This window comes from Nostoc parmelioides FACHB-3921, from assembly GCF_014696625.1.
In the GTDB taxonomy this organism is placed as follows: Bacteria; Cyanobacteriota; Cyanobacteriia; order Cyanobacteriales; family Nostocaceae; genus Trichormus; species Trichormus parmelioides.
This window is the reverse complement of the sequence record NZ_JACJQL010000091.1, coordinates 1-20,345: the sequence shown is the minus strand read 5'-3', so window position 1 is coordinate 20,345 and position 20,345 is coordinate 1. Positions and strand designations below refer to the sequence as shown.

General features: G+C 41.5%; 18 protein-coding genes and 1 pseudogene. 10 read left to right on the top strand and 9 right to left on the bottom strand.

All coding sequences use genetic code 11. The features are described 5' to 3' along the window. Nucleotides 1-686, bottom strand: a pseudogene (locus tag H6G14_RS29895) (CHAT domain-containing protein); the annotation flags it as partial. Nucleotides 687-805: 119 nt separating this feature from the next. Here H6G14_RS29895 and H6G14_RS29890 point away from each other — a divergent pair. Together H6G14_RS29890 and H6G14_RS29885 are read left to right on the top strand one after the other, a co-directional pair. Then, nucleotides 806-1,078 carry a hypothetical protein gene (locus tag H6G14_RS29890; protein ID WP_338421237.1) on the top strand — a complete coding sequence of 91 codons (273 nt, stop codon included), beginning with the start codon at nt 806-808 and terminating at the stop codon, nt 1,076-1,078. Between the two features lie 153 nt (nt 1,079-1,231). After that, complete coding sequence (locus tag H6G14_RS29885; RefSeq protein WP_190572218.1) at nt 1,232-1,855, top strand: molybdenum cofactor guanylyltransferase; 624 nt, start codon at nt 1,232-1,234, stop codon at nt 1,853-1,855. Nucleotides 1,856-2,155: 300 nt separating this feature from the next. Here the strand turns inward: H6G14_RS29885 and H6G14_RS29880 are convergent, their stop codons facing one another. After that, a complete protein-coding gene (locus H6G14_RS29880; RefSeq protein ID WP_190572216.1) occupies nt 2,156-3,922 on the bottom strand; it encodes a DUF3685 domain-containing protein in 1,767 nt (588 codons plus the stop codon). Nucleotides 3,923-4,055: 133 nt separating this feature from the next. Between H6G14_RS29880 and H6G14_RS29875 the strand changes: the two genes are divergently transcribed. After that, entirely contained in the window at nt 4,056-6,935 is a 2,880-nt protein-coding gene (locus H6G14_RS29875) for an NACHT domain-containing protein (protein WP_190572214.1), read from the top strand. Nucleotides 6,936-6,981: 46 nt separating this feature from the next. Here H6G14_RS29875 and H6G14_RS29870 read toward each other — a convergent pair whose 3' ends face one another. After that, nucleotides 6,982-7,431 carry a Fur family transcriptional regulator gene (locus H6G14_RS29870; RefSeq protein WP_010995131.1) on the bottom strand — a complete coding sequence of 150 codons (450 nt, stop codon included), beginning with the start codon at nt 7,429-7,431 and terminating at the stop codon, nt 6,982-6,984. 326 nt (nt 7,432-7,757) lie between these two features. Here H6G14_RS29870 and H6G14_RS29865 point away from each other — a divergent pair, with 326 nt between their 5' ends. From H6G14_RS29865 to H6G14_RS29855, 3 genes are all read left to right on the top strand, one after another. After that, nucleotides 7,758-7,931, top strand: coding sequence for a hypothetical protein (locus tag H6G14_RS29865; RefSeq protein ID WP_190572212.1), 174 nt, complete (start codon nt 7,758-7,760; stop codon nt 7,929-7,931). 127 nt (nt 7,932-8,058) lie between these two features. Then, the gene (locus H6G14_RS29860) at nt 8,059-8,196 is read left to right on the top strand and encodes a hypothetical protein (RefSeq protein ID WP_190572210.1); all 138 of its coding nucleotides are present in this window, start codon (nt 8,059-8,061) and stop codon (nt 8,194-8,196) included. A gap of 50 nt (nt 8,197-8,246) precedes the next feature. Next, nucleotides 8,247-9,629 carry an aromatic ring-hydroxylating dioxygenase subunit alpha gene (locus H6G14_RS29855; protein ID WP_190572208.1) on the top strand — a complete coding sequence of 461 codons (1,383 nt, stop codon included), beginning with the start codon at nt 8,247-8,249 and terminating at the stop codon, nt 9,627-9,629. Nucleotides 9,630-9,701: 72 nt separating this feature from the next. Here H6G14_RS29855 and H6G14_RS29850 read toward each other — a convergent pair whose 3' ends face one another. Then, on the bottom strand, nt 9,702-9,977 hold the full coding sequence (locus H6G14_RS29850; RefSeq protein WP_190572206.1) for a hypothetical protein: 276 nt from the start codon (nt 9,975-9,977) through the stop codon (nt 9,702-9,704). 222 nt (nt 9,978-10,199) lie between these two features. Between H6G14_RS29850 and H6G14_RS29845 the strand changes: the two genes are divergently transcribed. Both H6G14_RS29845 and H6G14_RS29840 read left to right on the top strand, forming a co-directional pair. Then, nucleotides 10,200-10,940, top strand: coding sequence for a dienelactone hydrolase family protein (locus H6G14_RS29845; protein ID WP_190572205.1), 741 nt, complete (start codon nt 10,200-10,202; stop codon nt 10,938-10,940). Between the two features lie 181 nt (nt 10,941-11,121). Next, complete coding sequence (locus H6G14_RS29840) at nt 11,122-12,033, top strand: ion channel (RefSeq protein WP_190572203.1); 912 nt, start codon at nt 11,122-11,124, stop codon at nt 12,031-12,033. A 23-nt stretch (nt 12,034-12,056) separates the two neighbouring features. On the opposite strand, the gene H6G14_RS29835 is transcribed toward H6G14_RS29840, so the two are convergent. The 4 genes from H6G14_RS29835 to H6G14_RS29820 all read right to left on the bottom strand — a co-directional run bounded on the left by H6G14_RS29835 (nt 12,057) and on the right by H6G14_RS29820 (nt 16,562). Further along, entirely contained in the window at nt 12,057-12,485 is a 429-nt protein-coding gene (locus H6G14_RS29835) for a C6orf136 family protein (RefSeq protein ID WP_190572201.1), read from the bottom strand. Between the two features lie 393 nt (nt 12,486-12,878). Continuing rightward, entirely contained in the window at nt 12,879-13,502 is a 624-nt protein-coding gene (locus H6G14_RS29830) for a cytochrome c oxidase subunit 3 (RefSeq protein WP_190572199.1), read from the bottom strand. Between the two features lie 124 nt (nt 13,503-13,626). Next, entirely contained in the window at nt 13,627-15,354 is a 1,728-nt protein-coding gene (gene ctaD / locus H6G14_RS29825) for a cytochrome c oxidase subunit I (RefSeq protein ID WP_190572196.1), read from the bottom strand. 140 nt (nt 15,355-15,494) lie between these two features. Continuing rightward, nucleotides 15,495-16,562 (bottom strand): cytochrome c oxidase subunit II transmembrane domain-containing protein, encoded by a 1,068-nt coding sequence (locus H6G14_RS29820; protein WP_190572195.1) that lies wholly within the window; start codon nt 16,560-16,562, stop codon nt 15,495-15,497. A gap of 402 nt (nt 16,563-16,964) precedes the next feature. Here H6G14_RS29820 and H6G14_RS29815 point away from each other — a divergent pair, with 402 nt between their 5' ends. Together H6G14_RS29815 and H6G14_RS29810 are read left to right on the top strand one after the other, a co-directional pair. Beyond that, a complete protein-coding gene (locus tag H6G14_RS29815; RefSeq protein WP_190572193.1) occupies nt 16,965-17,912 on the top strand; it encodes a COX15/CtaA family protein in 948 nt (315 codons plus the stop codon). 164 nt (nt 17,913-18,076) lie between these two features. Beyond that, nucleotides 18,077-19,033 carry a heme o synthase gene (locus H6G14_RS29810; protein ID WP_190572191.1) on the top strand — a complete coding sequence of 319 codons (957 nt, stop codon included), beginning with the start codon at nt 18,077-18,079 and terminating at the stop codon, nt 19,031-19,033. Between the two features lie 310 nt (nt 19,034-19,343). Here H6G14_RS29810 and H6G14_RS29805 read toward each other — a convergent pair whose 3' ends face one another. Next, entirely contained in the window at nt 19,344-20,183 is an 840-nt protein-coding gene (locus tag H6G14_RS29805; protein ID WP_190572189.1) for a CHAT domain-containing protein, read from the bottom strand. Between the last annotated feature and the right edge of the window lie 162 nt (nt 20,184-20,345).

The window sequence follows — 20,345 nt, the reverse complement described above, 5'->3', positions numbered from 1 at the left end:
CGGGTATATACTTCCAGAGCCGCAGAATAAGCAGCGATGGCCTTCTCCAGATTCTCCCCTCTGTTTCCTAATATTCTGTCAGAGTAAGCAGTCGCCAGATTATTTTGTATGGTTGCCCATTTTTCAGGAAAGGCTGGGCGGTTGTAAATAGATTGGATGATTTCGTAGCCAGTAATGGCAATTTCCATGTTGTTGGCTTTGCTACCCAAGGGAAATTGCTGAATCAGATTACTAAAGTTACCAATCACATTAGCGATGGATGTTGCTGTATCTTGTTCTGCTTCTGCTAAGGTATTTGTTGCCCAACGGCGCAGTAATTCTGCAAAGATACGATTTAGTTTATCGGTATTAGCTGCCAGCAACAGGTAAATTACTTGAGGATTGCCGTTACTTTCTGCTGTTGCTCGCAATACTTCTAAGATAAATGGCGAGTAAGTCTCTATATCTGCTTTGGTGATGGGGTGCGTTTCTGGGGTGGTGAGATATGTTGCTAAGTTTCTCAACCAATTGGCTCTATTTTCTTCTCCCTGCTGGGCAAAATGCTCTGCTGCTAATCCTACCACCTGCACAAAGTCAGCATCTAGCAATTCTGTATTCGCTGCTAATATCTCTGGTTCTTCCCCACTAGGGCAATCTAGCAGATTTTGAATTAGCTGATAATAAGCCTGTAAACGCTGTTCGTTCATGAGCAGGTGCAAGTATCACATAACACAATCCCATTATGACGGAAAGATGAGGATTCTTGCTGAGTGTCAATTCTGTCAGCTTTTGCTGGTGTTGATTTCTTGACTATCAGAGTTGTTTGGTGGTGATTTCAATTCCTGTGGTGGCAAATGCAATTGATTTGGTCACAAAACTGAATCGTGTGGTGGCAAATACAATTGATTTGGTCACGAAACTGAATCGTGTGGTGACGAATGCAATTGATTTGGTCACGAAACTGAATCGTGTGGTGACGAATGCAATTGATTTGGTCACGAAACTGAATCGTGTGGTGGCGAATGCAATTGATTTGGTCACGAAACTGAATCGTGTGGTGACGAATGCAATTGATTTGGTCACGAAACTGAGTTTTTGATAATTAAAAAAATGAGTTTCGTCACTAATTTTATTTTTTTGATAACTAATACTAATATTTTATGATTGTGGTGGGCATTGCCCACCCTACAGTCAACAGTCAACAGTCAACGCCCATAGCGCGCATTAACCTGACTAACAAACGACTCAATTCATGAATAACTTAACTGCTATTGTTCTTGCAGGTGGTCAAAGTTCCCGGATGGGACAGGATAAAGCTTTGATAACTGTTCAAAGTGTGCCGTTGTTGCAATTTGTGTGTAACATTGCCGCCAGTTGTGCTGATACTGTTTATATTGTCACCCCTTGGCCGGAACGCTATGAGCATTTAGTTTTAACAGGGTGCAAATTTCTTCCAGAAGCGGCGACTCAGGGGCCTTTGATTGGCTTTGCTCAAGGGTTAGCAGAGGTAAAAACTGAGTGGGTGTTACTTTTAGCTTGCGATTTACCTAAATTACGGGTTGAGGTTTTGCAAGAATGGGCTGCTAATCTTGATAGTGTACCAGAGGAAGCGATCGCCACTTTACCCCATCACGCCAAAGGCTGGGAACCCTTATGCGGTTTCTATCGCCGTCGCTGTTTACCGCCATTATTAGAGTTTATCAATCAAGGTGGGCGCTCTTTTCAACAGTGGCTACAACATCATTCTGTACAAGTTTTATCTCTACCAACCCCAGAGATATTATTCAACTGCAACACACCAGAAGATTTAGCTGTAATTCAAGGTGAGTTTGATGACCTCTCCCCAAACCCCTCTCCGACACGGAGAGGGGCTTAAATATCTTGAAAGCTCAAAGAAAAATGAAGGTTTTGAAGCCTCTCTCCTTGCAGGCTACCGTGTATACACAAGTCTAATAACTTAGTCCCATAACGTTTTGATCCCCCCTAGCCCCCCTTAAAAAAGGGGGAACAAGAATCAAAGTCCCCCTTGTTAAGGGGGATTTAGGGGGATCAAACCACATTCTGTACCCAGCACTCAGATATGTGTACACCGTAGCCTTGCAGGGGAGAGGTACTCTACGAGAAGCGCTTCGCTCTATGGAGAGGGGTTTTAAGAATAAGTCGCACATCGCGTTAACTACTTCGGTCGTTCACTATCACGTTTAAAATTTTTGTCGAAAGATACGCTACCAATACCTTGAATAATTCCGCGACCAATTAAGCCTAAACCTCGACCAATGATTTGGGTTAGCACAAAGACAATGCCGCTACCTAAGACAGATAATAGTGATTGTAAACGAGGAGCGATCGCATCTCGAAATTCTAAACCTAATGTAACTACTAAAGGTACTCCAGACAATTGTGCTAGTTCGTCATTGCGGGGAGCATAAATGGAAATCTGGGCAATACCACGGGGTGCAAACACAAGTAGTTCGTAGCGGCTTTCAAAAATTGCTTTGGCTTCAGTTACATAGTTATTTAATCGGTATTTCCATGATAAATCATTTCTAAAACGTTCCAGTTCTCGTGTAGACATTAAAGATTTAACATAGAAATCTTGTTTAATTTCTTCTATATCTGCCAAATAATTTAACAGTGGTTGGACTACAGCATTAGCTACCTGAATTATCAAGTTTTCGAGTAACATTTCTGCGTGGAAGTTGGCTTCAGAGCTACCTGCTGGATAAGTATGATGCTCTACTCTTAAATCTGTTTGCAATAATAGATAAGAAAATAATTCTAATCCTAAAGGAATCTTATTCAGAATTGCTGTTTGTACAACTCCGGGATTCTGCAATAATACGGTGACAATTTCTAGATTACGCTTGCCTACTTGCACTCTGGAAAATTTGCCGAAAAAGTCTGTAATTACTGCTTGCCATAAATCATGTAAGATTACAGGCTGTAATTCTACTAACTGATTAGCTGTAATTTGAGCATTACGCAAAGCATCTAATTGTTGAGCCAGTTTTTGCAAAATTAGATATAGAAGTTCTCGCTTTTTAGCTTCACGAAAGATATCAATTTCTAAAATTGAATCTGAAACGTTATTTAAAGGAAATTGCAGTTTATTAATACAAGCTGCAAATAAATTGGTTTGTAAGGCTCTGGGACTGAGTAGCGGGGGTGATGTTGATGTTTGTTGTGAATCTGAGGCGCTAATTGTAGGTATGGGTGGGGGTACTATAGGTAGCGATTTGGCAACTGAGGAGGTTAATGTTGGCTGTTGTTTTTCTTGGGGTAAAATTAGTACCTGATTGAGCAACCAGCGACTTGCTAAAAGTTCTCTTCGCTTCCCGGCTAGAATTGCTCGATCTAATATTGGTAAACCAGGAGTTTGTAATTGTGCTGTGACTTCTTGCAGCGCATGATCAATATAATTCACACTTGATAAATGTAAATTTTGCCGCCACTTAGCCAAAGGTAAACGAGGCGTAACCGCAGCAACAGAGGAAGTAATTTCTGGGTTTACTGTTTCAGTCAACCAGTAGGAATTACCAGCCGCGACGGCTTCTATAACGGTGACTAATTGGGAAATGGGAGTACCTTTAGGGCAGTAACCCCGTACACCAGCAGCCCTCGCTGCCATGATTAGTCCTGCATCTGGAATTGCACTTAAGAGCAAAGTTGGTAGTGTGGGGTATGTAGCTTTGAGTTGCTGACAAAGTTGTAACCCTTGCTGTTGGCTATCAATTGAGCGACTATTCCCTAATTCTAAAATTACCAAGTCCACTTGATTGGGGTTAATCTGGGCAAGTTCCGCAAGTATTTGTAAAGCGGCTGTGTCTGTTGGTGCTTCCGATACCACCTCTATGTTAGGCATGGCTTCCAACGCTACCCGTAGTCCCAGGCGGAAAATAGGGTCTTGATCAACTAATAATAACTTTAAAGGGCGATCGCTCATAGTCTGCTCAAATACACCAGCACTGTCTTGGCTGCAACTCGTAAAAAGTAAAATCCCTCCTCATTGTCACCTGTTTTCGTCCACTGATAAATGAAAGATAATTACCATAAGCATCAATTATTCATGTGATTAAATGAACCTCAGTCTCCGCCAGTGGTTGGCAGAACGCCAAATAGAAATTAGCCATATAAAAACATTTGCTTCTGGGCAACTGGCAGGTATTGCCTATCGTATTGTTCAGGATATGGAACTTAAAAGCCTGATGCCGTTGGATATTTGTCCGTTAGCAGAAGTACTGCAATTATCATTAGGCACAGTTGAACAAGAAATTTCTGTGCTTGCTTCCTTAAGCGAACATCTTCTGCGTCATCTTAGTCAAAAAAAAGCTCTCAAACGCAATGAAGGTACTTGGTTAGCATTCCAAATTGCTTACCTGTTGGCGTTAGAACAGATTTTACTCCAAGAAGAACAGTTAAAAAGACCTTGGCTAAATCGTGCCAAAATTCCTGCACAAGCCACCATAATTATCTCAGATCCCCAACTCCAAGGATTATTAAAAACTCTCTCTCCCGGTAAATTAACTGATACTCAAGCCGAACAAGCACTTTCTTCTGTAGCAGATTCATTACTAGTACAACAGATGAATCATGCCACTGTAGCTTGGTTAATGGCTAATGGTGCAGAAGAATTAGAAGCCAAATTATTAACTCAGCGTTTAGATAATTCCCTTCCCGGATACCTGATAAAAATCATTGCTCAAAACTCCGCGCCTTTAGCGCAGCTACAAAAGTTTTTCCGCATAGGAACTTTAGAAGATGTCTTAAATATTGATTTACACAAAGAGAATTATCGCGCTAGTTTGCTACAAACTCTCAGTACACCATTATTAATGGAACATTTTGACCTCAAAAATATTTATGTTCCTTTATCTGGTGTACCTCAAGAACCTAACAGTGAACAAATAATTGATTTAAAAACATGGGTAGAAAAACAACTAAATGATTTAGAAACTATTGCTGTAATTGAGTCAGAACCTGGTTATGGGAAAACCAGTTTTTGTCAGATTTGGGCGGCAGAAGTAGCATTAAAACTTTATCCTCATTGGATGCCCATATTGATTCGGTTGCGGGATATTAAATATGGTAAAAGTTTGCTGGAAACTCTCAACTCTGGTTTTACATTAAATGCTCATGTCAACTTGTCTGCTTGGTTAGAGCAAACAAATAATCGATGTGTTTTATTACTAGATGGGTTAGATGAACTTCCCTCTTCTCATCAGGGAAATCGAGATAAACAAATTTTTATTCAACAGTTACTACAATTACAGTCCCAAGAACAACATAAAATTGTCTTGACTAGTTGCTCTCAAACGGTGGAGGAAATTACTTCAGAAATCCCCCTACAATGGCGACGCATTAAAACTCAACCTTTAGAAGTAAACCAGCTAAAACAATGGTTTCAACAATGGGCATTAGTCCAGTCGTTACCCACGTCCCAAAACTTTTTTACATTCTTAAAACAAGCAGGATTATTTGCTAACAAGTCTCACTTATCAGAACTCTCTCAATTAGTACGTCAACCATTAATGCTGTATTTATTGGGGGTTTTCCACCGCGACGGACTATTAGATGATGAGATATTGCAAAAAAATACTAGGGTTTCCCTGCATTGGGAAATTTACTCTCGCCTCAAACGATGGTTGCTGGGGTATCCGTTGACTGCGGGGATGAAGACAATGCTATTACGTCCGGGAACTGCTCATATTCACCGTACACCAGAAGCAATTACCAATCTACTAGGAGAGTACCATCCCCAAGACCTGATTGCACAAATACAAGCGATCGCTCTCAAAATTTTACATGGCGATCGTCATCAAGTTACCCTGACTGAAGAATTAAATACAAACAATCTCCCGTCCTTATATTTCCGTTATTGTCTTAGCAGTAAGTCGCCACAAGCTACTGACAAAGCACAATTAACAATTAAAGTAGAATTTTCCCACTCACAAATAGGCGAATATCTCTGTGCTGAAGCTGTAGCCAACCAACTGCAAATGCTAACCCAGTGCCAAGAAGATGTTTACGGAACAGAAACATTTATTTTGAATGCTCCTAGCAGTGTTGCCCAGCATCTATACAATTTACTAGGCTACGGCGTTATTACACCAGAAATTGAGGGATTAGTCATCGCCGCATTACAAACCCAGCAAAAACCCATTTTGTTACAACGACTGGAATCGTTTTGGCGCGGTTGGTGTCAAGGACGTTGGTTAGATGAAGGCATTGCCCACAAAGCACTACCCTATTTTCATAGCTTACAAAATCTTGTGAATGTTGAGCAAGTGAATACAAATGTGGGAATAAATGTATTTTTATTACTAGCTGCTATTAGTCGGGACATTCAAGTTGCTTTTAGTCCTTGTGGTAATCCAGCCAATGTCAGCGAGTTTTACCCCCACACGATGATTATGCTGTTGGCTAAAGCCGCTTTTTCTGGAAGTAACGCTCTAATAAAACGCCTCTGCTCCCAATCTTTAGCTAAAATCAACCTCTCAGGCGCATTTTTATCGCAAGTCGTCCTGACTGGCGCAAATCTTGAACAAGCAAATTTATGCGATGCTGTATTAGTGAATGCAAATTTAGTTGGGGCTAACTTAAATAACGCAAATTTGGCTGGTGCTAACTTAGCCGGCGCAAATCTCACTGGTGTTAGCCTAGAAACCGTAAATCTCACCAATGCTTGTTTATGTGATGTTCTCCTCACCGAGGCTGAAAGAGAAATTGCCCAACTCCACGGCGCGTTATTTTCTCTAGAACAATTTCAAGTAGTAAAAAGTTTGTTATCCAAGCAATCTTATCTTAGTGTTTTTAGTACCAAAGAAAAAACTAAGTTTTGGAATCAAAATAATCTTGATGCCGGCTTAATTGAAAGCTTGGAAGGTGAGTTAATTATGCCTACAATTTTAGACCACGAAACCTATGATGAAACAGTTTTTGGTAAAAGTGAGTTATGAGTAGAGACGCGATTAATCGCGTCTGTACAATTGTCTCCTAGCATCTCTACTCTTCATCTTGAGGATGCCGATATCCATAGAAGTTGATACTATAATCTGTAATCTTTACTCCCGTTCTTTGTTCAACTTCTTGGATAAATGCCTCTGGAAGTTGAATATGCACATCCAAAATTTGGTTAGTGTCTAAGCAGTTAACATGACTGTGAGAGTCACTAATATTGCCGTATAAACGCCCGTCACAACGTTCGATACTCTCAATAATGCCTTGAGTTGATAATGCTTCTAAGTTTTGATATACAGATGTATGACCAATGTCTTTGCCTTGTTGGTTGAGGCGATCGTAAATTTCTCTAGCAGAAAGATGCTCATTTGCTTGCCACAGCAGTTCTAGAATAAAGCGGCGCTGGCGACTGACGCGCATACCTAACAGCTGACAACGCTCAAGAGCATCTTCTAGAGAACGAATTGGTTTTGTCGATATTGCCTGTTGCTGCATATTTATGTCGATTTACTATTGGGTATCTTTCCCAGTTTGATGGTTATTGCCGTTGTATATATGTGAAGATATTAAATAACAGTGCCTTACCTCTAACTGTGTTGTGGCTTTTGTGTGGTGCGGTAATCACAGTTTGAGGTAATAGTTTTTTTGCTTCTTGATAGGTTGTTCCGTCACACCTTAATCTAAAACAAACTCATTACAACTTTAGCTTAAAATTGCTATAAATGTCCATCTTGTAATGGATGAAAGTCAGTTATTCCGCTTTTAAGCTGCATAATCCATCATAAGGTTTGTTGACTGTTGACCGTTAACAGTTAACGGTTATGCAATTTGGGCGCGCATTAGCTTACTGTCAAGCAGAGATAGGACTCAAGAAAGAATTTGCCAACTCTAGAAGATGGGAACAGGTTGTAGGGTTTAGGTTAAAAGAGGAGGCAGAACTAATAACTATGGACAGAAGTTGCAGCGCAACACCTCTAATGCCCCATGACCAATGACAACTGAAAATTGATCACTGTAATCATTGTGCAGTAAATCTTTCCAGAAAAGCGATCGCTACGGTTATGAAAGTTTAACTTAGCTATCCCAATATCTCACCCAAGGAAGAAGCCAGTGTAAGTAGAAATGATTCACGCCATCGAAGGCGATCGCTCACTCGGACGAACAAATATTAATTTTTTCTTTATCATTGAGCCAATATCGGCGTACATATCCTACACAGTACATCGTGTCACTCAAGACACTATTCACGTAAATTTTTAGTTTGATGTACTATTTTGTAAATAATATTGAATATTTATAAATTAACGCTCATGGTTAACACTAACCCGACTTTAGAACAGATATTGCCAGGTGGTAGTGACCCTCATAGTTTTGATTGGCATGAAGCTTGGTATCCAGTCCACTACTTAGAAGATTTAGATAAATCGAAACCCACAGCTTTTACCTTATTAGGTAAAGATATTGTCATCTGGTGGGATCAGCAATCTCAGACTTGGCAAGCGTTTGAAGATCAATGTCCTCACCGTTTAGCGCCACTTTCTGAAGGCAGAATTAATGAGGAAGGACTGTTAGAGTGTCCTTATCACGGTTGGAGTTTCGCTGGAGATGGCAGTTGTCAGCGCATACCTCAACAACCTCAAGGCGGACAAGCTGAGACTTCCCAGCGCGCTTGTGTGACATCTTGGCTGACCACAGAACGCCAAGGAATGTTATTTGTTTACATAGGCAACCCAGACAACGCAGCCAAAACTAAAATTCCTGTAGTTGAACCATTAGAAGAATCGCCAGATGGTTGGGTTGTTATAAATACGTTTAGAGATGTGCCTTATGATGCCCTCACACTTTTAGAAAACATACTTGATCCCAGTCATTTAGCTTATACTCATCACAAAACTGTAGGAAATCGGAAAAATGCTGCTCCCTTAGAACTAGAGGTAGTTACATCTGGAAAACACGGTTTCAAAGGTGTTTGGCATCAAAGCATCAAAGCCGGACAATCGGAATTATCTACAACTTTTGTTGCACCAGCTTTAATGTGGCATGATATCAACAGCGAACGAGGACGCATCTTAACTGTTGTTTATGCTACACCTATTCGTAAAGGTGAGTGCCGTTTATTTGCTCGGTTTCCTTTTAAGTTTCCTTCCAAACTACCAGGGATTTTTATTAAATTAAGACCACGTTGGTACTATCACCTGGGACAAAATGGTGTTTTAGAAGACGACCAAATTTTTCTCCACTATCAAGAAAGATATCTCCAAGCTAAAGGGGGTAGTCCTAACTTTACAAAAGCGTTTTACCTACCAACAAAAGCTGACAGTTTTGTGTTTGAACTGCGCCAGTGGGTGAACAATTACAACGCTGAACCATTTCCTGGGGAAAGTTTTTCGCCAGCCATACCCAAAGAACAACTCTTAGAAAGATACTATTCACACACAATAAAATGTGCCAGTTGTAGAAGTGCTTTAACTAAAATCCAGAAACTACGATTATGGAGCGGAGTAGCCACAGTTATCTCGTTGGTAAGCACTCCCTTACTCACACTGTTTTTCGACGTGACATCAATTCCAGCTATTCTCATTGAGACAATCACACCAATCACTTTTGCAGCTGCATGGTGGGGATTAAGCAAACTCGAAAAGCAGTTTTACGAAGGGCGAATTATCCCACCACGAAACTTACCTGAGAAATAACAGTTAACAGTTGACAGTTAACTGTTAACAGCAAACACGAAAAATATGCAGGTTAAATGTACTACATCTGACCTATGAATTGAGGATACTTTCATCATTGGCGATTGATTTATCACCGGGTATTCTCAGTTTGGCGTAAGCACCACTTAGTTGAACAAGTTCTGGTGGCTGACGTAGTGCAACACAGCATTTCTGTACGGCGGCTTGATACTCTCGCCACTGCTTACGAATGGCTTTACTAGCATCATCATGACCCAAGTCTGCAAATTTCAAGCCGGCTCTACCCAGCCAAACTTCTACATCAGTTGTTTCACCAAGTGGTTCTCTTACAGAATGAATATTTTCCATGACTTTAGATATTATATTGCTTATAAAATGTGCTTAACTTTACCTTAAGTCTAGTTATTAATAGTAGCAAATAGAATTTCCTTTTAAATTGATAATTAAAAATAATTGATAAATTATTTATACATACATCAAGTATTTGATGGGAAGTTATGCAGAAATCCAGATTTTATTATTCCCTGGTGTAAAAGCTAATGAAAGCAAACATAACACGGGGCTAAAACAGTGCAAATCACTAAGCGCAATGTGGAGTTGAGAGTAGATGACAGCTTAATGCGTGTTTATGTCGCATCTCCAAAACCAGCAGGAGTTTATCCAGGTATTGTATTTTATAGTGATATTTATCAGTTAGGTAGCCCAATAATTCGTCTAGCTAACTACTTAGCTGGATTTGGTTACGTAGTAGCAGCACCAGAAATTTTTCATCGCCTTGAGCCAATTGGACTAGTAATTGAGCCGGATGATCTTGGGAGAATGCGGGGTAATGACAATGCGCGACGAACTGCGATCGCTGAATATGATGCAGATTCTCGTGCTGTAATTGATTTTCTCAAAGCGGAAAGCACTGTTAATGCTGATAAAATTGGTACCGTTGGTTTTTGTATAGGTGGACACTTAGCCTTTCGTGCAGCTTTTGAAAACGAAGTTAAAGCCTCTGTCTGCTGCTACCCTACAGGGATTCCCAGTGGTAAGTTGGGTAAAGGAGTAGCGGATACTATCCACAGAGTCAAGGAAATCACTGGCGAAATATTGCTAGTACTGGGTACACTTGATCCTCACATACCAGAAAGCGATCGCCAAATTTTAATTAAAGCCATTGAAGATGCTAAAGTACCTCACAAAGTAGTTTTATATGAAGCAGAACATACCTTCATGCGTGACGACGGTTATCGCTACGATTCTGCTGCTACTACCTCGGCTTGGGCAGAAATAATAGAATTTTTAGGACGTGTATTGGCTGACTAAAGTTGTGATAGTGGTAATGGGTAATGGGTAATGGGTAATTATTACAATCAATTAGCTATTACCTATCAACTATTGCCAACCATATCTTAAATATTTGACCAGACTGGGAAAAAATCCAGCATGACGATTGGCGGTAATTTAGTAATAATACTAATATTTGCCGTTCTTGTGGCTACTTCCGATGAAATTTCGACTGAAGAGATTTGCAAAGAAACGACCAGATAGAGTCCAAATTAAAATTCAGGATGGACAATTTGAGATTATTGGCATGGGTGTATGGCATTCTTACTGGCGAGATCCTTATCATTTACTGCTAACAATTCCTTGGATTGGCTTTTTATTACTAATTTGTCTTTCTTATCTAGCAATTAATCTCATATTTGCCCTAGCCTACTGGCTGGGAGGAGATTGTATAGCCAATGCTAGACCTGGTTCTTTTTTGGATTTATTCTTCTTCAGTGTGCAGACACTCGCATCTATTGGCTATGGTGCGATGTATCCCAAAACACTATATGCCAATGCTATTGTCACCATCGAAGCAATGATTGGTTTGGTGGGAATTGCTGTTATGACAGGACTTGCATTTGCTCGATTTTCTCGTCCTTCTGCCCGTGTTATCTTTAGTCGTGTTACAGTTATCACACCGTATAATGGTGTACCAACACTGATGTTTCGTACTGCTAACCAGCGACGCAATTTAATTTTAGAAGCCCAGATGCGAGTTTACTTGATGCGTGACGAAATCACCGCAGAAGGAGGATTTATTCGGCGTTTCCACGATTTAAAACTATTAAGAAATCAAACACCTAGTTTTACATTAAGCTGGCTAGCACTGCATCCCATAGATGAATTCAGCCCTTTATATGGAATGTCAGCAGAGTCGCTAATGCAAACAAACACAAATATAATTATCTCAGTCAGTGGCATTGATGAAACAGTAGCCCAAGTAGTTCATGCTCGTCATACTTATACGGCTAGTAATATTTTATGGAACAGTCGCTTCGTTGATATTTTTCATCACACACCTGATGGACATCGCTACATCGACTATAAATATTTTCACGATGTTTTACCTTTAGATAAAACAGGTTAATTAATTTAAAACTCAAAGCCCAATTATCTACTTTGTCCCTTTATCCAAAACTGTCGCAAAATCTCTCCTGGCTTGCGATCCCAAGTATCTATATGTTCATAAATTAAATTATTTTGCCTCAATTTATAAGTTGAGTAGCCATTAAAAAAAATCTGCGATCGCCAGGGAACTCGTAACGTTCCCCGCACTGTCCATTTGGCTAAAATAGTATCTTTATCCAACTGTGTTACTTCATGTAAATCAAAATAGATTTCGGTAAAAAATAACCGGGCATGAAACCGTAAAGTCCAAAAGATAATTCTGTAGTTAAATTTGCCTTTAAATTTGTTTACTGGGTCTTGAAAGTAAATATCTGGCGTATAAATATCGTAAGATATATCTTGCTCAAACAGTGTCGGTAAATCCTGTTGCAGAGTTTTAATGACCTGTTCTATTTGTATTTGAGATTCCATTTATCTAAAAAATCAACAGCAAACCCTAAGAGGGTGTTTGAAAAGTCGAAAAGTATACTAGAAACCCCTCTCCAAACCTCTACCCGAAACGGAGAGAGGCTTTGAAACCCCCATTCCCTCATAGGGAAGGGGGGCTAGGGGGGTTAGGTTTTTAAGATTGTGGTGTTAGCAATGATACTTTTCAAACATCCTCTAAGAAAATATTACTTGTAGACTCCAACGTTAGCAATAAAATCTCTGCGTGCCTCAGCGCTAACCGCAGCGTCACTCTGCGTTAAAAAAGCTAAAATTTGACCAAGTTTTGAAAAAAGTACTGCACCAATAAAAAAACCCCCAAAGGGGGGGCTAAATTCTATGTTGTCCGCGTGGAGTGAACAACTAAATAATTAATACTTACAGCAAGTACAGTAATCCGAACAGAATAATCCAGATTACATCTACAAAGTGCCAGTATATTTCCGCAGCTTCAATACCGAAGTGTTTTTCACTACTGTAGTGACCTTGAGTGCGCGATCGCCACAACACAGCTAAAATTGCCAAAACGCCTATAGTTACGTGCAGTCCGTGAAAACCAGTCAACACGTAAAACGCGCTAGCAAACAAATTAGTGGTCAACCCAAATTCTAAATGGGTATATTCGTAAACTTGCCCGACCAAGAAAATCGCACCCATTGCGGCAGTTATTGCCAACCAAGTACGCATACCCTTAGTATCATTCTTCTTGATAGCAGTGTCAGCATTGTGCATGACAAAGCTGCTAGCAATTAGATTGACAGTATTTACACCAGGAAGTAAAAGTTCTAACTCTGGTGTACCTGCTGGCGGCCATACAGGTAATGTTGAACGGAAAGCCAGATAAGCTCCGAACAAACCTAAAAATATCATTCCTTCAGCAACTAGGAAGACAAATAACCCAAACAGCCGATGATCAGGATGTTCTTCGTGATGACCAACCGCCTCGGCTGTGTGGTGATGATTGAGTTCCGTTTTCGCTGGGTCAATAATTTGACTTTGCATGAATCTTAAAAATTAGGGACTGGGGACAAAAAAGTAAAAAGTAAAAAGGCAAAAGATTTTTTTTTGACTTTTGCCTTGGATTGGGGATTGGGGACTGGGTGAAAAACCCCTACACCTCTATCCTCTACGACTCAATTGTTGGATATGGCTCATCAGGTTCAGCCCTGAGAACTGAATTGGGGCCAGCCGATAAGACTGGGTTGGGGTCGGATAAAGGTACGCCTTCGTTAGCCTTTTCCAAACCGTAGTCATAAGGCCCTGTAGCTAATACTGGGAGTTTGTCAAAATTCTCAATGGCTGGTGGTGAGGTAGTCATCCACTCTAAGGTGAGAGCGCGCCAAGGATTGTTACCAGCTTTCTCACCGTATAACCAACTCCAAATTGCATTGAAAATGAAGGGGAAAGTAGAAACTGCCAGGATGTAAGAACCGTAAGTGCAGATTTCGTTTAATAAGGTGAATTTGGGGTCATATTGTGCAATCCGGCGATTCATTCCCATCAAACCCAGCTTGTGCATAGGTAGGAATGTCATATTTAAACCGACAATAGTTAACGCAAAGTGAACCTTACCCCAAAATTCGTTAATCATGCGTCCCGTCATTTTCGGGAACCAATGATACATGGCGGCGAAAATGCCCAGCACACTACCACCAAACAAAACGTAGTGTAAGTGAGCCACCACAAAATAAGTATCGTGGACGTGAATATCAAAAGGCACGGCTGCCAACATGACACCACTGACACCACCAATCACGAAAGTACCGACAAAGCCGGCTGCAAACAACATGGCACTGTTGAACTGGATTTTACCGCCCCACATCGTAGCTAACCAGCTGAAAATTTTGATTCCTGTAGGTACGGCAATGATCATCGTTGTGATCATGAAGAACATCCGTAACCAACCGGGGATACCACTGGTAAACATATGGTGCGCCCAGACAATTAGCCCTAAAAAACTGATAGCTAAGGATGAATAGGCGATCGCTTTATAACCGAAAATTGGTTTACGCGAATGTATGGGGATAATCTCAGAAATTGCGCCAAAGAAGGGCAAAATCATAATGTATACTGCCGGGTGGGAGTAAAACCAGAACATATGCTGGTATACCACCGGATCACCGCCGCCTGTAGGGTTGAAAAATGTGGTACCGGCGATGAGGTCAAAAGCCAGCAGAATCAACCCGGCTGCTAACACCGGCGTTGACAGTAAAACTAATGCTGAAGTGGCGAACATCGCCCAACAGAACAAAGGCATTTGATGGAAACCCATACTAGGGATACGCATCTTCAGAAGAGTGACGAGGAAATTAATCGCCCCCAAAATTGAAGATGTACCCAATAGCAGGACACTGATAATCCAAATACCTTCACCCACTTGTCCTGTTACCAAGCTCAAGGGGGGGTAGGAAGTCCAACCGGCATCAGGTGCATCACCCACAACCAAACTGGCAATCAGCAGCAATCCAGCCGGGGGAATCATCCAAAACGCCACAGCATTCAATCTGGGGAATGCCATATCTCTAGCCCCAATCATCAGGGGAATCAGATAGTTGGCAAACCCTGCACCTGCCGGCACAATCCACAGGAAAATCATGATTGTGGCGTGCAGTGTAAATAAGCTGTTGTAAACTTCTGGGCTGACAAAATCTACTTCAGGGGTGCGTAGTTCTGTCCGCACCAAGTCAGCCATCACGCCGCCAATGCAGTAAAAAATGAAGGAAGTGACTAGGTATTGCAGCCCAATCACCTTATGGTCGGTATTAAAACTGAAGTAATCTCGCCAATGTCTTTCCCCTGGTTCGTCAATCAGAGCAGGGATGTTGGCAGTTTCTTGCAACTGAGCTTGTGTCATGGTTAAAAGTCAATAGTCAATGGTCAATAGTCAATGGTCAATAGTCAATGTTCATGAGCTATAGCTTTGGAGTATGGACTAGTAGTCAATAGTCGTTCGCTATAACTATGGACTGTGGACTGTGGACTATAGACTTTTGACTACTTGTGAATGTGATGTAACATCTCTTGTTGAATTCCCATTCCCTTAGTGTAAGGCGCGAGAAATTCGTCTGGGGTTAAGTCTGTGGGGTTGACAGCAACGGCTTGATTGAGCGTATCATTGTTGGCTGCTAGCTGTTCCTGTGTCCATTTTTTAAATGCTTCTTCCGGTTCAACTACTACCTGTGTCCGCATTGCGCCGTGGTAGGGGCCGCACAGTTCAGCACAAATGAGAGTATAGTCACCTGCTTTTTTTGGCGTGAAACGCATCTCGGTTTGTCTACCGGGGATCGCATCTTGTTTCAAGCGAAATTCGGGAACCCAAAAGGCATGAATGACATCGTTGGCTGTCATATTGATTTGCACTTCGCGCCCAATGGGAACGTGTAACTCACCAGTGGTGATACCTGATTCAGGATAGGTGAAAATCCAAGCGTATTGTAACCCGGTGACATTAACTACTAATTCTGGTGGTTTTCCAGCTTTCTCTGGACTGGAGCCAATGCCGGGAGCCACAATACCTAAACCAGGAGCATCCTGTTTTTGGGGAATTTGGTCGGCGTTGCGGACTGCGGCTGTGGCTGGGTCTTGCATGGCCTCATCAGATTTCTCTTGATTGGGGTTAGCAGTATCATTGAGCGTGGCTGCGATCGCCGCCCCAGGCATTGTCATGGAACTCTGAGTTATTGGCGCTTGATGACCCGCGTGGGGATCAAAACCACCGATGTCATTATAAACTTCAAAGCTATAGACAGAAATACCGATAACTATAATTGCGGGGATCGCTGTCCAAAGTATTTCTAATGGTACATTACCTTCAATTGGCGGGCCGTCTTCATGATCACCAGCGCGCCGACGATATTTTACAACACAGTAAACTAATACACCTTCAACAATTAAAAATATACCTGCGGAAACGGTCATCATTGTATTAAAAAGACCATCCACTAAATCCGCTTCATCGGAGGCGGCAACTGGCATTAGTCCATGATTTTGACCGTACCAAAGGCTTGTCAGGGTTAGCCCGATGCCTATTAGTAGTGTCCAGATTGAACTTGGAATTTTCACGGCTCACTTAATTGAATTGATTACGTTATTTTGAGGCAGCACACTTACTAAGGTAATCTAGCCTATTAAATATTGAGCCTAATGGTCTGAAATCTTTATTAATTTTTTCGACTACATTAATAATCTTGAGTAAAAGAGATTTATTAGATACGACTAAAAGTAGATGCCAAAAATTAGAAAAATTTAAGGAAAATTTAGCAATTGAAAATTCATGAACATTAATCAATTTCCCAGAACTTAAAAAATACCTAAAGCTTCAGGCTAGTAAGCCCTGGAGTAGTTCAAAGTAATAAGTAAAAGCTCATCAATAAACCCGGTTATATACGCTAGGGTGGAGATGGGTAGGTAATGAAAATAGAAAATTTTAAACAGCTCACCAAGGGCGGGCAGAAGGTATCGTTCATGAACGAATTTGTCCTAGAACAACAAAATGAAACGGCAGCAGAGCAACAAAAGCCCAAGGATATGATTCGTCGCTTGGTGTGGAAAATGTCTATAGCCACCTTGATTTTGATGGCAATAGGCTCTGCCACCCGTGTGATGAATGCTGGCCTAGCTTGCCCAGATTGGCCTCTCTGCTATGGGGAATTAGTCCCAGCCAAGCAAATGAATCTCCAAGTTTTTTTGGAGTGGTTTCACCGATTAGATGCGAGTTTGATCGGCATCAGCGCGATCGCTCTGTTTGGTTTATCCTGGTGGCATCGCCGTGCTTTACCCTCCTGGCTACCTTGGGCATCAACTTTCGCCCTCTTTTTAATCGTTTTTCAAGGCATTTTGGGAGGGCTAACAGTCACCGAATTATTGCGGTTTGATATCGTCACCGCCCACATGGGAACCGCGCTGTTGTTTTTCACCAGCCTACTAATCATTGGCATAGCCCTCACTCCCTATCAGGGTACAGGTAACGTTGGTAAGCTGCCTTGGGTGGGCTTAATAGCCGCCATTTTAGTTTACGCACAAAGTCTCTTAGGCGCTTTAGTCGGCTCTCGTTGGGCTTTGCACCAATGCTTTGGTGGCTCCCAGCTTTGCAATGTGATGTACAGCCATATTTTTGGTTTAGTACCGCCAACAGTAGCAACCCTAGCAGTGGTTTTGATTTCCTGGCGGACACCAGCGTTACATCCTGCCTTGCGACGATTAGCTAATATGGCAGGAGGATTGTTAATTTTACAAATCCTCTTAGGATTTGCCACTTTCCGCCTACACCTCCAAGTCGAACCTCTAACAGTCTCTCACCAAGCGATAGGAGCTACTCTGCTCGGTACTTTAGTAGCTTTTACCGTCCTAGCATTACGCGACTGGGCTACGGTTGGTTTAACAGCAACTGCCACAAATACCCAAATGAGATGAGGAATTGGGGATTGGGGGCTGGGGACTGGGGATGGGAAAGTAAGAAATTCTTACTCATCCTCCTCATTACCTAATGATGAATTAGCCCTAGCCAATCTCCTCACGCAACACCATATCAACTGGGGCTGCAATTAAGTTGTTGAAAATAAGGAATTAAACTCAAAATGATTGAGACTAATGTCTCTCGTCGCCACCACGAAAGTTTTATCCAGGTAATTCAAAGCTATTACCAACTAACTAAACCCCGCATTATTCCCTTGTTGTTGATTACTACAGCCGGGAGTATGTGGATTGCTGCACAGGGACAAGTAGACCCTGTACTATTGTTAGTCACTATGGCTGGTGGGACTTTGGCAGCTGCTAGCGCCCAGACAATTAACTGCATTTATGACCGGGATATTGACTATGATATGGAACGGACGCGTCATCGTCCCATGCCATCGGGTAAGGTGCAGGTGCGTGATGCCCTGATTTTTGCGATCGCTCTGGCTGTACTTTCTTTTACCTTACTAACAGTATTCGCCAATCTCCTCGCCGCTTCATTAGCATTATCCGGTATTATTTTTTACGTTTTAATCTATACTCATTGGTTAAAACGTCATAGCACCCAAAATATTGTGATTGGTGGCGCGGCTGGGGCAATTCCCGCCTTAGTTGGTTGGGCAGCAGTCACAGGTACATTAAGCTGGAGTGCATGGTTAATCTTCGCTATCGTCTTTTTGTGGACACCCCCCCACTTCTGGGCGCTGGCTTTGATGATTCGTGACGACTATGCCAAGGTTGGCATCCCTATGCTACCCGTAGTTGAAGGTAATGCCGCAACAGTCAAGCAAATCTGGTATTACACCCTGATTACAGTCGCCGCTACCCTATTGCTGGTTTATCCTCTGCATTCTAGTGGTATTGTTTATGCAGCGATCGCTATATCTCTAGGAGCAGTGTTCATCCGCAAATCCTGGCGCTTGCTTCATAATCCCGATGATCGCACCACAGCTAGAGAATTGTTCCTCTACTCTATTTCCTACATGATGCTGTTGTGTCTGGGAATGGTAGTTGATAGTCTTCCCCTCACTCATCATCTAATCAACGCTGTTATCAATCAGTTGCATCTCATTAGCTAAAACATGGATCATTAAGCGATCGCGCTGGTACTATATTGTGGCGCGATCGTATTTTTAAAAAACCATATTCATAAAATTTTTCTTAATTGCTGCTCAATGCTGATTTATTTTTTATTAAAATTTTTGTCGTCGGCAGACTCAGCGTGATATGGGGTTGCCAGCCTCGATCAAGAAGGCTCATATACCTAATACCAATTTGAAAAAAGAATGCGACAGATATACAGCCTCAAACGCTTGTTCTGTCTTGATTCTTAATTTTGAATTTTGAATTTTGTAGCTTTAGCTTCCCGTAGGGTATTTTGAATTGGTATTACAGTTTATTTTCTAAATTTTCGATCCGTTGACTAATTTCTTTTACTTCTGTTTCTAACTGTTCAATCTGCTTTTTTAAATTAAACTGTACAGTAGTACTGGACTCAATTGCTAAATTCAGCCGTAGATGACTCAACTTTTCACTTAGTAAATCGTACTGTTGCTGGAGGCTGTTGATTTCTTGTAAAGTCCGCCGCCTTTGCCCAGGAGTTAAACTAACCGAGGAAGAATTTCGTTGTGGAAGAGTCGGCTTGACTTCATTAGATCTGACTTTAGTATACAGAACTGGAGTTAAATGTTCTGGAATCCCTTGTAATCTGATTTCCACACAACCGAACTTATAAGCTTGATCTATTGTGCGTCCTGCTGCTATTGCCTTGTAAAAACCGACAGCAAAGGCGATCGCCGCTTTATCTCCTATGGCTGTACTCATCCCAATCACATAGGGAATATGGTCTGCAATAGCTTGTGCTTGGGTTTCAGAATAGCAAGCGTTCAAGACTACACAATTAATTTTATCGGCTACTAATTCAAATAGTGCTGCTAAAGCATCCGGGTCTACAGGTTGAGTTTGTCCGAGTAAATCTTCAAAGCTAAGTTCACCTGTACTATCTCCATGTCCTGAAAAATGCACAATATCCGGCTCAACATCGAATATCGCTTGGCTGATATCCCCAGGACTTACCGACTCACGAGACTCCAGCACGAATTGATCCCGATCTTTTGCTAGTTGCAGTTTCTCACGAATATCTCGTAACTCTTGACCCAAACGCAATCGCCCATTGTCACTGGGATCTGCTGCAAGAAATAGAATCTTGATTTGACCATTGCTGCTCATTTGGATGTTTGAGCCAAAGTGTTGTTTTTACCAAGTTTATTTTTACATAATTAATTAGGACTTACGCATTGACAAAATGGCAAAAGAGTGGATTGATAAAAAGTATCATCTACTCACTAGGTATCGAACAATCAGAGAAATCAGCAAACCCTCGACAGCACA